Raw genomic sequence first — 12,247 nt, 5'->3', positions numbered from 1 at the left:
GTCAAGATCATTCGGGTCCATGAACGACGAAGGGCCGGAACCCCATGGGTTCCGGCCCTGTCGACTACTCGTCGGCTCAGCTCAACGCGTGATCCAGATCGTTGAGCAGATCCTCCACGTCCTCCAGACCGATGGAGACGCGCAGCACGCCATCGGTAATGCCCACGGCCGCACGGCCTTCCGGCCCCATCGCCCGGTGGGTGGTGGTGGCCGGGTGGGTGATCAGCGTCTTCGCGTCACCGAGGTTGTTGGAGATGTCGATGATCCGCAGCCGGTTCAGCACCTCGAACGCGCGCTTCTTGGCCTCGTTGTCGCCGGCCTTCAGCTCGAAGGTGATCACCGTGCCGCCGCCCGACATCTGGCGCTTGGCCAGCTCGAACTGCGGATGCGAGGACAGGAACGGGTACTTCACCCACGCCACCGCCGGATGCGACTCCAGGAACTGGGCGATCTTCAACGCCGAGTCCACCGACTGGCGCAGGCGCAGCGGCATCGTCTCCAGACCCTTGAGCAGGGTCCAGGCATTGAACGGGCTCAGCGCCGGACCGGTGTGGCGCATCAGGTTCTTCACCGGGCCGTCGATGTACTCCCGCGGACCCAGGATCGCGCCGCCGAGCACCCGGCCCTGGCCGTCGATGTGCTTGGTGCCCGAGTAGACGGTGATGTCCGCGCCCAGATCGAAGCCGCGCTGCAGCAGCGGGGTGGCGAAGACGTTGTCCAGCACCACCTTCGCGCCCGCCGCGTGCGCCAGATCCGAGACCGCGCGCACATCGGTGAGAGTCTGCATCGGGTTCGAGGGGGTCTCGAAGAAGACGGCCTGGGTGGGGACGGACAGCGCCTGCCCCCACTGGTTCAGGTCCTCGCCGTCGACGAACACCGTCTCCACGCCCCAGCGCGGCAGGATCTCGTTGGCCACCACGAAGCAGGAGCCGAACAGGCTGCGCGCCGCGACCAGCCGGTCACCGGCGGACAGCAGCGCGCCCAGCGCGGTGAACACCGCCGACATGCCCGACGCGGTCGCGAAACAGGCTTCCGCGCCGTCGATCAGGCGCAGCCGCTCCTCGAACATGGCGACCGTCGGGTTGCCGTAGCGCGAGTACACGAAGTGCTCGATATCGCCGGTGAAGGAGGCCTCGGCCGCCTCGGCGCTCTCGTAGACGAAACCCGAATTGAGGAACAGCGCCTCGGAGGTCTCGTCGAAGCCGGAGCGCCGGGTGCCGCCGCGGACCGCCTGGGTGGCGGGGCCGACGCCCTCGGGGAGCGGTTTCTCGAAAGAGCCGCCGGTGATCATGACTGCCTCCACGGAAGTCCGTCGGCGCGCCAGCCGGTGCTGCCGCGGTGGCCTTGGCCGTCGAGCGCACCCTCGAAGCCGTCGACCACATTGAACGAGGGGGTGATGCCGAGTGTGGTGGCGGCGGTGGCCGCGCCGATCGAACGCTGGCCGGAGCGACAGATGAAGATGACGGGCGCGTCCGAGTCCGGGGTCCGGTGGGCCAGCGACTGCTTCAGCAGGTCGGTGAACCGGGCGTTGGGGGTACCGGTGACGTCGACCCACTCGATCAGCGCGGTCGGACGGCCGATGCCGCCGGTGTCGGGCACGCCGACGAACCGCCACTCGGCCTCGGTGCGCACGTCCACCAGGACCGCATCGGGGTTGTCGCGCAACAACTCCCACGCCTGCTTGGGCGTGATGTCACCTGCGTAGCTCACTTGTACCTCCTGAGAATCCGCACTTGCCGCACCGCTGTCCGATGCGAGGCCAGGTCGTCACCCGGAGCACCCCACCGCGGAGGAGGGTTGCCGACCAGCCAGCCGGGGCTTGGCGCTGGTACTCATGACCTGGGATTGAGATTGCCGAAGAACCGTCCCCACTGTCAAACCCCAGTGAGGTATTCGGCCGTTGTCACGAATTACAGACCAACCAGCGGGAATTCTCCTTGGCGAAGTGCCACGTCGACGTCGTCGGCGCCCCGGCGACGGTGAACGTGACCTGCGCGGTGGCCTGGTCGCCCGTGACGGACGCGTCGGTCAGCTTGTCGAAGGCGATCGAGCCGCCGGTCGCGGTGGCCGCCTTCAGCGGCGAGGCGTTCTCGTCGAATCCCTTGCAGGACAGCACCGGGTCGTACTTCCCGGAGTCGTTGCGGGCCATCACGAACTTGGTCGCCGCCAGCGAGAGCCGATCGGAATCTGTGACATTCTTCTCAACCGGCGACACGACCGACGCGATCACGATTCCCAGGATCACCACCGCGATGATTCCCGCCGCCACCAGGAACGGCCACATGCTGCGGGTCTCGTTCTGGTCGATCCGGATCGGGGTCTCCTCGGCGTCGCTCATGGGTAGATCATGCCTGGTCCCCTTGTGCGGGCCGCCGCGTGCCATCGATAGAATCAGCAGAATTTCCCGCCCCAGCGCGGGAATAGCAAGACTACGCAGCAACGCTGCAGCGTCGGGGGCCAACGGAGGCCGCCGAGGCCAGAGCGTCAACTTAGCCTAAGCTAAGAGCGACGGCTGAGTTTTGACGGCAAGTTAGTTTCGACCCAAAGGGTGCGCGGAAGAATGACCGAACAGAGTGCAGCGACCCGCCCGCTACGCATTGCGATCGTGGGCGCAGGACCGGCCGGCATCTACGCCGCCGACGCGTTGATGAAGTCCGACGCGGACGTGAGCATCGATCTCTACGAGCGCATGCCCGCGCCCTTCGGCCTGATCCGCTACGGCGTGGCGCCGGACCACCCGCGCATCAAGGGCATCATCACCGCGCTGCACAAGGTGCTCGACAAGCCGCAGGTCCGCCTGCTGGGCAATATCGACTACGGCGTCGACATCACCCTCGAGGACCTGCAGCAGTTCTACGACGCGGTCATCTTCTCCACCGGCGCCAACGCCGACCGCGCGCTGGGCGTCCCGGGCATCGACCTGGACGGCTCCTACGGCGCCGCGGACTTCGTGTCCTGGTACGACGGCCACCCCGACGTCGCCCGCACCTGGCCGCTGGAGGCGGAGAAGGTCGCCGTCCTCGGCGTCGGCAACGTCGCCCTCGACGTGGCGCGCGTGCTCGCCAAGACCGGCGACGAGCTGCTGCCGACCGAGATCCCGCCGAACGTCTACGAGGGCCTCCAGGCCAACAAGGCGCTCGAGGTGCACGTGTTCGGCCGCCGCGGTCCCGCGCAGGCCAAGTTCACCCCGCTCGAGCTGCGCGAGCTCGACCACTCGCCGACCATCGAGGTCATCGTCGACCCCGAGGACATCGACTACGACGAGGGCTCCGAGGCCGCGCGCCGGCACTCCAAGCAGGTCGACATGATCTGCAACACCCTCGAGCAGTGGGCCATCCGCGACGTCGGCGACCGCCCGCACAAGCTGTTCCTGCACTTCTTCGAGAACCCCTCGGAGATCCTGGGCGAGGACGGCAAGGTCGTGGGCCTGCGCACCGAGCGCACCCAGCTCGACGGCACCGGAAACTGCAAGGGCACCGGCGAATTCAAGGACTGGGACATCCAGGCCGTGTACCGCGCGGTAGGCTACCTGTCGCAGAACATCCCGGCCCTGCCCTTCGACGACCAGGCCGGCACCGTGCCCAACGAGGCCGGTCGCGTGATCGTCGACGAGAACGCCGACGGCGCGGCTCGCTACATGCCCGCTACCTACGTCACCGGCTGGATCAAGCGCGGCCCGGTCGGCCTCATCGGCCACACCAAGGGCGACGCCAACGAGACCATCGCCTGCCTGCTCGACGACGCCGCCGACTTCGCCCCGGCCGCCAAGCCGGAGCTCGAGGCCGTCACCGAGTTCCTCGAGGGCAAGGGCATCCCGTTCACCACCTGGGCCGGCTGGTACCGCCTGGACGCGCACGAGCGCGCCCTCGGCGAGCCGCAGGGTCGCGAGCGGGTCAAGGTCGTCGAGCGCGACGAGATGCTGGCCGCCTCCGAGCCCGACAAGGCCTCCTGAGCGGTTATCGACCCGACGTCCTGACCAGCGTGAATCCGCCTGCCGGACAAGGTTGTCCACACTTGTCACCGTTCTGAGGCATGCTGATCACGTGTTCGATGCCCATCTCCACATCTTCGATCCGCGGTTCCCGCTGGTCGAGAACGAGGGCTACCTGCCCGACCCGTACACCATCGCCGACTATCGCAAGCGCATGTCCCGCTTCGATATCGACGGTGGCGCGGTGGTCAGCGGGTCCTTCCAGGGCACCGATCAGAGCTATCTGCTGGCCGCCCTCGCCGAACTCGGCGAGGGCTGGGTCGGCGTCACCAATCTGCACGTCGACGCGAGCGACGCCGAGATCCTCGCGCTGAGCAAGGCCGGGGTGCGGGCCATCCGGTTCAACCTCAAGCGGGCGGGCGGCGACATCGTCGGGCTCACCATGCTGGCCCTGCGCGCCTACGAACTGGCCGGGTGGCACGTCGAGCTCTACATCGACGGGTCCATGCTGGGCTCGCTGGAACCGGTCATCACCAAGCTGCCCAAGCTGTCCATCGACCACCTGGGCATGTCCGACGACTGCCTGCCGTACCTGCTCAACCTGGTCGATCGGGGAGCCAAGGTGAAGGCCTCCGGCTTCGGGCGGGTGGCCATGAACGTCGGCTCGGCCCTGCGCAAGATCCACACGGTCAACCCCGAAGCCCTGATGTTCGGCACCGATCTGCCGGGCACCCGGGCCGGGCGGCCCTTCCGCGACGCCGACATCTCCCTGCTCGCCGACTCGGTGGGCTCGGATCTGCACAAGGTCCTGGAAGACAATGCCCGCGCCTTCTACGGCCTGCCCGCCAAGGTCCGCGACTTCGAGGACCCGGCCGCGAACCGCTCGACCGGGGAACCGCCGACGCTGCGGCTGCCGCGCTCGGAACTGCCCGGTCCCCAGCACCCGGCCACGCTCCCGCTGCCCCGCATCGATCGATAGGCCGCGCCCTCCGCGCTTCCGAACCTTCGCGTTATTGTCATAGCGTCAACACCGGCGAGTGAGCCGGTGCGCAGCATTCGACGACGAACCGAGGTAGGGCGTGAGCACTCCATCCACCGCCAAGCAGGGCCCGCTCGCGGGCATCCGGGTTGTTGAACTGGCCGGCATCGGCCCCGGTCCGCACGCGGCACTGCTGCTCGCCGACCTCGGCGCCGACGTGGTCCGGGTCCAACGGCCCGGCATGCTGCCCGGCTTCATGGAACGCCCGCAGTGGCGCGGCCGCACCATCGTCGAGGCCAACCTCAAGGATCCGGCCGACATCGAGAAGGTGCTCGGCCTCATCGAGAAGGCCGACGTGCTGCTCGAGGGCTTCCGCCCCGGCGTGACCGAGCGCATGGGCCTGGGCCCCGACGCCGCGCTGGAGCGCAACCCGCGCCTGGTCTACGGCCGCATGACCGGCTGGGGCCAGTACGGCCCGATGGCCGACCGCGCGGGCCACGACATCAACTACATCTCCCTCACCGGTGTGCTGAACGCCATCGGCCGCAAGGGCGAGCGGCCGGTCCCGCCGCTGAACATGGTCGGCGACTTCGGCGGCGGTTCCATGTTCCTGGTCTTCGGCATCCTGGCCGCGCTGGTGGAACGCCAGAACTCCGGCAAGGGCCAGGTCATCGACGCCGCCATGATCGACGGCGCGCTCGCGCTGTCGCACATGATCTGGGGCATGAAGGGCGTCGGCCTGTGGTCGGACGAGCGCGGCACCAACCTGCTCGACACCGGCATGGCGTTTTACGACACCTACGAGACCTCCGACGGCAAGTACATGGCAGTCGGCTGCATCGAGCCGCAGTTCTACGCCGAACTGCTGCAGGGCCTGGAGATCTCCCCCGAGGGCCTGCCCAACCAGCTCGACCCCAACGGCCAGGACCAGCTGCGCAAGCTGTTCACCGAGAAGTTCAAGACCAAGACCCGCGACGAGTGGTGGGCGATCTTCGAACACACCGACGCCTGCACCACCCCGGTGCTGACCTTCACCGAGGCCGAGCAGAACCCGCACATCCAGGCCCGCACCGGCCTGGTCGAGATCGACGGCGTCGTGCAGCACGCCCCGGCCCCGCGCTTCTCGCGCACTCCGGCCGCGGTTCCGACGCCGCCGCCGAACGAGGGCACCCCGATCGAGACCGTCTGGGCCGACTGACCTTCCCGTGCACGGCCGAACGCCCCCTGTGGAATTCCACAGGGGGCGTTGACTTTTCCGATGCGGCGGAGCGTGGCTCGGGGATTACGGGGCGACCAGCTGGATGTCCAGCTCGATGGCGATCTTGTCGCTCAGCATGGCGTTCGGCATGCCCGGCGCGACGTCGAAGTCGCTGCGCTTGATGGAGCCGGTGGCGTTGAAGCCCGCGTGCTCCTTGTTGTCCTGCGGGAAGACCTGCACGCCGCCCCACTCGACCGCGAGGGTGACCGGCTTGGTGATGCCGCCGATGGTGGCCTCACCGGTGACCTCGAACTCGTCCGAGAGGGCGATCGGCTCGGGGATGCGGAAGGTCAGGTGCGGGCGGTTGGCGACATCCAGGATGTCGGCGCTGCGGACGTGGCCGTCGCGCATCTCGTTGCCGGTGTCGAAGGAGTCGAAGTAGATGGTGGCCTCGATGGCGGCCTCGCCGGCCTCGTTGACCACGAAGCCGGTCTCGAAGCGGTTGAAGCGGCCGCGGACCTTGGAGATGCCCAGGTGCTTCACGGTGAAGTTGACCGAGGAGTGGGCGGCGTCCAGGGTCCAGGAGCCGGGGGCGAGGGTGGTCTGCTCGGAAGTCGTCATGTCACCTACCGTAAGTGGACTCCGGTCCGTTTATCCACACCGTGGTTATCCGGGGATTGGCAGGGCTGGGATAACGGAACACGGACCAGGCAGTATGGAAGAGTGTCCCGTTCCGAATTCGCCGAGTTCCTGATCGCCCGACGCGCCCAGCTGCAGCCCGAGGACGTCGGCCTGCCCAGCGGCCGCCGCCGGCGCACACCCGGCCTGCGCCGCGAGGAGGTGGCCGCGCTCGCCGGCGTCAGCGCAGACTACCTGGCCCGGCTGGAACAGGGACGCGACACCAACCCCTCCACCGCCGTGCTCGCCGCGCTCGCGGATGCCTTGCGGCTCAACGAAGTCGAGAAACACCACTTCGGCAAGCTGGCCTTGGGCCTGGAACAGAAGACCACCTGCCCGGCCGCCGGACAGGCCCGCGAACAGGTCTCCGACACCATCCAGGCCGTCATCGACGCGCTGCAGCCCACACCCGCCTTCGTGCTCGGCCGCTGGCTGAACCTGCTGTCCTGGAACCCGTCCTTCCGCGACTTCACCGAACCGCTCGGCATGTTCGACACCGAGGCGCACAACAACTTCGCGATCTACGTCTTCGACCATCCGGCCGCCCGGAAAACCTTCCTCAACTGGACCGACGTCGCCGACATGGCCACCTCGGCGCTGCGGGCCGCCGCCACCCGATTCCCCGACGACCCCTCGGTCGCCGGGACCATCGAGACGCTGAGCCGCAATCCCGAGTTCGAGCGGCGCTGGCGTGAGCACCGGCTCACCGACTTCCGTTCCGTCGTGGTGCGCCTGCAGCACCCGCTGCGCGGCGAGGTGGAGGTCGAAGTGGAGACCCTGGATCCGGCCGCGGACCAGACGGTCATGATCTGGCTGGTCGACCGCCGACACGCCCGAACCCCTGGATTGCGGCTGGTCAACGAATAAAAACCGCAGCTCGCACGCCCGCGTTCCGACCGCCGGGGCGGGCCCGGCGAACTACAGTTGATCCATGGCTCGGAATTGGCCGATGGTCGAACGGGAGAACGAGCTCGAATCGATCAGGTCGGCGCTCACCGGCGGCGACTTCGTCGGTGTGGTGCTCACGGGTGACGCGGGGGTCGGGAAAACCACGCTGGCGCGGATGGCCACCGCCGCCGCCGGAAATGTCCGCTGGGTGGCCGGCACCGAATCCGCCCGCAGCATTCCGCTCGGAGTCTTCGCGCACATGGTGGGGGTGTACACCGCCCACGACCCGGTGACCTTCATGGCCGCCGCCCGCGAAGCGCTGCTCGCCGACGGGCACACCATCATCGGCGTCGACGACGCCCACCTGCTCGACCAGCTCTCCGCCACCCTGCTGCTGCAGCTGGCCATCGACAGGGCCGCCCACATCGTGGCCACCGTGCGCAGCGGGGTGCAGGTGCCCGACGCCATCACCTCGCTGTGGAAGGACGGGCACCTGCTGCGCATCGACCTCGCCCCCTTCACCCAGCGGCAGAGCGTCGAACTCGTGGAATCCATGCTGGGCGGGCAGCTGGAGGGCTTCACCGCCAACCTGATGTGGGAATCCTCCGGCGGCAACGCGCTTTTCCTGCGCCACCTCGTCGACGGCGCGCTCGAGGCGGGCACGCTGCGGCAGGTCAACGGGGTGTGGCAGCTGCGCGGCCGGGCCGCCGTCACCTCGGAACTGGCTGCGCTGCTGGAGGATCGGGTGGAACAGCTGCCCGAAACGGTGCTGCGGGTGCTGGAACTGCTCACCTTCTGCGAGCCCATCGACCTGGACGTGTTGTCCGAGATCGCGGGTGAGGAAGCCGTCGAATCGGCCGAAACCCGCGGGCTCATCAGGATTGTCGAGAACGGGCACCAGCTGCTGGTGCGCTACAACCATCCGCTGTTCGGCGAGGTGATCCGGCGGCGGCTGGGCATCGCGTCGGCGCGGCGACTGCGCGGACGGCTGTACTCCTCGCTCAAGGACCGGCCCGTCAACTCCGCCTCCGAACGCATCCGGCTCGCCGAATTGGCCTTGGACAGCGACAAATCCGCCGACCTGGAACTGTTCCTGGCCGCGGCCGCCGACGCCATCAGCCTGGCGAACCTGCCACTGGGAGAACGGTTCGCGCGCGCCGCCGTGGAACGACAGGGCGGCGTCGAAGCCGCCGATCTGCTCGCCCGCGCCCTGCTCTGGCAGGGACATCGCATCGAGGCCGAACGCACCCTCGCCGGATTCGACCCCGACCAGCTCACCGAGGTCCAGCTGGCGCGCTGGGGCAGCACCCGGGTCTCGAACCTGCTGTGGGCCATGGGTGACGCCGACCGCGCCGACGCCGTGCTGGATTCGGTGCGCAGCCGGGTCAGCCACCCGAAAATCATTGCGGCGCTGGACGGTCTGGCCTCCGCCTGCGCGGTCAACGAGAACCGGATCGAGGAGGCGATCACCCTCGCCGAATCGGTCATGTCCACCCCCGAGGCGCCGCCGTGGGCGGTGTACTGGGCGGCGTTCGGCGGCGGACTCGCGCTGGCGCTCATGGGGCGCGGCGAGGCGGCCCGGCAGTACGCCGCGCGCGGACACAGCGTCGAACCCCACATCGACGGGCTGAACCGATTCATGTTCACCCACGCCGAGGTGCTGGCGCTCACCTTCACCGGGGAGCTCGACACCGCGCGGACGTGCGCCAGCCGGCCCTACCCGTTCTCCTCCCCCGGGCAGTACCTGGCCTGGGGGCTGGTCAAGATCCTGCAGGGCACCGTGGACGTGGCGCAGGGCAAGTTCCCGCAGGGCATCGACAATCTCGAACAAGCGCTCGCGGCGCTCACCACCGAGGGCGCGGCGGCCTGGATGTTCCCCGCGCAACTGCGGCTCGCCGAAGCCTATTCGGCGCTCGGGCGGCCCGCCGAGGCCTCGGAAGCCATTGCGGCAGCGGCCTTCCGGGGCGGACGGCACAGCGCCGTGTACGGAGCGCTGCTGGAGCTGGCGCGCGCCATGCAGGCCGGGGCCGAGGGCACCGCGACACCGGCCGTCCGGCTCGCCATCGGGGCCGCGGACCTGGCCGCGCGCTCCCGCCAGCACGCGGTCGAGGCGATGGCGCTGCACACCGCGGCCCGATTCGGCGACCCCTCGGTCGCGGGGCGGCTGGCCGACCTGGCGGCCCGCATCGACGGGCGGCTGGTACAGGTGCAGGCCCGGCACGCGGTCGCGGTCGCCGCGCACGACGGGCCCGGATTGGACACCGCCGCAGCGGAATTCGAATCCATCGGGGCGATGCTGTCGGCCGCCGACGCCGCCGCGCAGGCCGCGTCCGCGCACGAGCGGGCCGGGGATCGCCGCCGCCTGCTGGAATCCGCGGCCACCGCCAACCGGCTGGCCGCCGCCTGCGGCGGAGCCTCCACCCCGGCGCTGCGGCAGTCCGCGCAGCCGTTGCCGCTCACCGCGCGGGAACGGGAGATCGCGAATCTGGTCGCGGCCGGGCTGTCGAATCGGCAGATCGCGGATCGGCTGACCGTCTCGGTGCGGACGGTGGAGGGCCATCTGTACCGGGCGTGCATCAAGCTCGATGTCACCGATCGTGAGGCGCTGGCGGATCTTATGCGGGGCGGGACGTCTTCCAGCAGTACCGCGAACTGACCCGACATCGGCACCCTTCCGCGCAGTGTGCACCCGATGAGGGTCACAACCTGACGGTCAGAAACTTCGCACCCCCGATCCGGCGCTGTGACGTGCGTAAACGCGGTCACACCGGACTGTCGGCAACGCTCTTGCCGGGGGCGGCCGCGAATCACCGGCATCGATGGGCGGTCCGCCGGACCGGTGAAACGAAATATGTTCGGAAGGTTGGTGTTTCGGCGTGCGTGGTCGAATTCGTGAAATGAACGGCAGTGTGGCCCGGCGCGCGCTCGCGGTCGGGGCCATCCCACTGGCACTGGCCGTGGCCTGCTCGAACGGCGAACCGGTCAAGGTCGCCGACGGCACCGCAACCCAGGCCGCTGTTCCCCTGACGGGCAGCATCGCTCCGGGCGGCAACAGCTCCCCGAACGATGCCGCGCAGCCCGGACCCGCCGACCCGAACCCCTGGGGCATCGAGGCCACCGGCCCCGGCATCCTCCCCTCGCCCCGCACCGCCGCCGCCCAGCCGGGCGTCGCGGTCCCCACCGGCGACCAGGACCATCCCATCCGCGTCACCACGGTGCAGCCCGGTGTCACCGTCCCCGCCCGACCCCCGTCGCCGCAGCCGCAGTCGCAGCTCGCCGACTACCCGGTCCCCGCCAACTTCCGCCCCATCCCCAACACCCGCGACGCGGCCCCGGCCCTGGATGTGCAGACCCTGCACGCCCCCACCGCGGTCACTCCGGTACTCCCTATCGCCCCGCCCCCGCGCACCGTCCGCATCGGCGACTTCACCACCCCGGCCCCGGACGAACTCCCCGACAACATCCTCAATGGCGTGAACGGCGTCGCCGCCGACGCCGAAGCGGGCCTCGCCACCGGCCTCAACTCCATCGGCGTCAATCCGACCCGCTCCGACAAGATCGCCGCGGGCGCCCTCGGCGGTGCGGCCATCGGCGCGGGCCTCGGCGCGGTGGGCGCGGGCGTCCCCGCGGCTGCGGCCGGCGCCGCCGCGGGCGGACTGGCGGGTGCCGCCATCGGCACTGCCGTCGGAGCCGGGCTCGGAGCGGCCGCGGTCGTGGTCATGCCGGGCCTCGCGGCGGTCGACGTCCCCGGCGGAATGATCGGCGGAGCTCTCATCGGTGGCGGCGTCGGCGCGGCCGCCGGAGCGGCGGCCGCAGGCATCCCGGCCGCCTTGGCCGGCGGGGCGGTGGCCGGAGCGGCGGGCGCTGCCGTCGGCGGCTTCCTGGGTGGCGCGCTGTAGCCGACAGCCGATTTCGTGGCGACGCCCGCACCGACCTGCTCGGTGCGGGCGTCGTTGTTCGGGGGGCGGTCAGAAGAGGGTGGGTTCGCCGAAGCCGGGGGTGCGCTCGATTTCGAGGAGGCGCTGTTTGGTGGTGAGGCCGCCGGGGGCGGAGAAGCCGTGGAGGGCGTGATCGGCGGCGAGCACTCGATGGCACGGGATGATCAGCGGGATGGGGTTGCGGCCCAACGATTGGCCTACGGCCTGGGCGCCACCGGGAGCGCCGATGCGGTTGGCGACCGCGCCGTAGTTGAGGGTGTGGCCGGGGTCGATGGCCCGGGTGACCTCGTAGACGGCTCGGTCGAAATCGTTGAAGAGGGTGGGGTCCACGGGGATCCAGCGAAGGTCGTCGAGGTCGCCGGTCAGGTGGGCCTGGATGCGGGCGATGGCCTCGGCCATCTCGGGGGTGGGGGCGGCCTCGTGGAGGTCGGCGCGGCGGTGACGGCGCAGGATATGGGTGCGGGTGGCCGCCGAGTCGCGGTCGGGGAGGGCGAAACGCAGGACGCCGGTGGCGCTCCAGGCGATGGCGCAGACGCCGATCGCGGTATCGAAGAGCGCCGCCGACGCCTGGGGGCGGACCGGGGCGGACATAAGGCCAGTGTGCACGGTGGCACCGACAGAACTCGGATTCAAGG

11 protein-coding genes and 1 riboswitch are annotated in these 12,247 nt (G+C 69.7%); of the genes, 6 read left to right on the top strand and 5 right to left on the bottom strand.

Annotation, left to right across the window (positions count from 1 at the left end):
- Positions 1–76: 76 nt before the first annotated feature.
- From ACWEOI_RS07040 to ACWEOI_RS07030, 3 genes are all read right to left on the bottom strand, one after another.
- Positions 77–1,291: an O-succinylhomoserine sulfhydrylase gene (locus tag ACWEOI_RS07040; RefSeq protein WP_452359137.1), complete on the bottom strand. Its 1,215-nt coding sequence runs from the start codon at positions 1,289–1,291 to the stop codon at positions 77–79.
- Positions 1,288–1,710, bottom strand: coding sequence for a rhodanese-like domain-containing protein (locus ACWEOI_RS07035; RefSeq protein ID WP_433669073.1), 423 nt, complete (start codon positions 1,708–1,710; stop codon positions 1,288–1,290). Before ACWEOI_RS07035 ends, ACWEOI_RS07040 begins: the two co-directional genes overlap by 4 nt.
- 14 nt (positions 1,711–1,724) lie before the next feature.
- A riboswitch (SAM riboswitch) is annotated at positions 1,725–1,840 on the bottom strand.
- Between the two features lie 63 nt (positions 1,841–1,903).
- Positions 1,904–2,338, bottom strand: coding sequence for an Rv0361 family membrane protein (locus ACWEOI_RS07030; RefSeq protein WP_433669074.1), 435 nt, complete (start codon positions 2,336–2,338; stop codon positions 1,904–1,906).
- Positions 2,339–2,560: 222 nt separating this feature from the next.
- Here ACWEOI_RS07030 and ACWEOI_RS07025 point away from each other — a divergent pair, with 222 nt between their 5' ends.
- From ACWEOI_RS07025 to ACWEOI_RS07015, 3 genes are all read left to right on the top strand, one after another.
- A complete protein-coding gene (locus ACWEOI_RS07025) occupies positions 2,561–3,952 on the top strand; it encodes an FAD-dependent oxidoreductase (protein WP_433669076.1) in 1,392 nt (463 codons plus the stop codon).
- 91 nt (positions 3,953–4,043) lie between these two features.
- Positions 4,044–4,910 carry an amidohydrolase family protein gene (locus ACWEOI_RS07020; protein ID WP_452359136.1) on the top strand — a complete coding sequence of 289 codons (867 nt, stop codon included), beginning with the start codon at positions 4,044–4,046 and terminating at the stop codon, positions 4,908–4,910.
- Between the two features lie 100 nt (positions 4,911–5,010).
- The gene (locus ACWEOI_RS07015; protein WP_433669079.1) at positions 5,011–6,108 is read left to right on the top strand and encodes a CoA transferase; all 1,098 of its coding nucleotides are present in this window, start codon (positions 5,011–5,013) and stop codon (positions 6,106–6,108) included.
- 84 nt (positions 6,109–6,192) lie between these two features.
- Here ACWEOI_RS07015 and ACWEOI_RS07010 read toward each other — a convergent pair whose 3' ends face one another.
- Entirely contained in the window at positions 6,193–6,729 is a 537-nt protein-coding gene (locus tag ACWEOI_RS07010; RefSeq protein ID WP_433669081.1) for a YceI family protein, read from the bottom strand.
- 102 nt (positions 6,730–6,831) lie between these two features.
- Between ACWEOI_RS07010 and ACWEOI_RS07005 the strand changes: the two genes are divergently transcribed.
- The 3 genes from ACWEOI_RS07005 (at position 6,832) to ACWEOI_RS06995 (ending at position 11,573) form a co-directional block, all read left to right on the top strand.
- Positions 6,832–7,653, top strand: coding sequence for an MmyB family transcriptional regulator (locus ACWEOI_RS07005; RefSeq protein ID WP_404205045.1), 822 nt, complete (start codon positions 6,832–6,834; stop codon positions 7,651–7,653).
- 64 nt (positions 7,654–7,717) lie between these two features.
- Positions 7,718–10,330 (top strand): LuxR C-terminal-related transcriptional regulator, encoded by a 2,613-nt coding sequence (locus tag ACWEOI_RS07000; RefSeq protein WP_433669085.1) that lies wholly within the window; start codon positions 7,718–7,720, stop codon positions 10,328–10,330.
- Between the two features lie 241 nt (positions 10,331–10,571).
- Positions 10,572–11,573 carry a hypothetical protein gene (locus tag ACWEOI_RS06995; RefSeq protein ID WP_452359135.1) on the top strand — a complete coding sequence of 334 codons (1,002 nt, stop codon included), beginning with the start codon at positions 10,572–10,574 and terminating at the stop codon, positions 11,571–11,573.
- A gap of 69 nt (positions 11,574–11,642) precedes the next feature.
- On the opposite strand, the gene ACWEOI_RS06990 is transcribed toward ACWEOI_RS06995, so the two are convergent.
- Positions 11,643–12,203, bottom strand: coding sequence for a methylated-DNA--[protein]-cysteine S-methyltransferase (locus ACWEOI_RS06990; protein WP_433669089.1), 561 nt, complete (start codon positions 12,201–12,203; stop codon positions 11,643–11,645).
- Positions 12,204–12,247: the final 44 nt, after the last annotated feature.

It is taken from the genome of Nocardia sp. NPDC004340, assembly GCF_053602575.1.
This window is presented reverse-complemented; position numbering and strand designations above follow the sequence as displayed.

Bases quoted from the DNA above. Each gene is read 5' to 3' on its own strand.
- ACWEOI_RS07040 (WP_452359137.1), bottom strand. From the start codon at position 1,291: ATGATCACCGGCGGCTCTTTCGAGAAACCGCTCCCCGAGGGCGTCGGC.
- ACWEOI_RS07030 (WP_433669074.1), bottom strand. From the start codon at position 2,338: ATGAGCGACGCCGAGGAGACCCCGATCCGGATCGACCAGAACGAGACC.
- ACWEOI_RS07025 (WP_433669076.1), top strand. From the start codon at position 2,561: ATGACCGAACAGAGTGCAGCGACCCGCCCGCTACGCATTGCGATCGTG.
- ACWEOI_RS07010 (WP_433669081.1), bottom strand. From the start codon at position 6,729: ATGACGACTTCCGAGCAGACCACCCTCGCCCCCGGCTCCTGGACCCTG.
- ACWEOI_RS07000 (WP_433669085.1), top strand. From the start codon at position 7,718: ATGGCTCGGAATTGGCCGATGGTCGAACGGGAGAACGAGCTCGAATCG.
- ACWEOI_RS06995 (WP_452359135.1), top strand. From the start codon at position 10,572: ATGAACGGCAGTGTGGCCCGGCGCGCGCTCGCGGTCGGGGCCATCCCA.
- ACWEOI_RS06990 (WP_433669089.1), bottom strand. From the start codon at position 12,203: ATGTCCGCCCCGGTCCGCCCCCAGGCGTCGGCGGCGCTCTTCGATACC.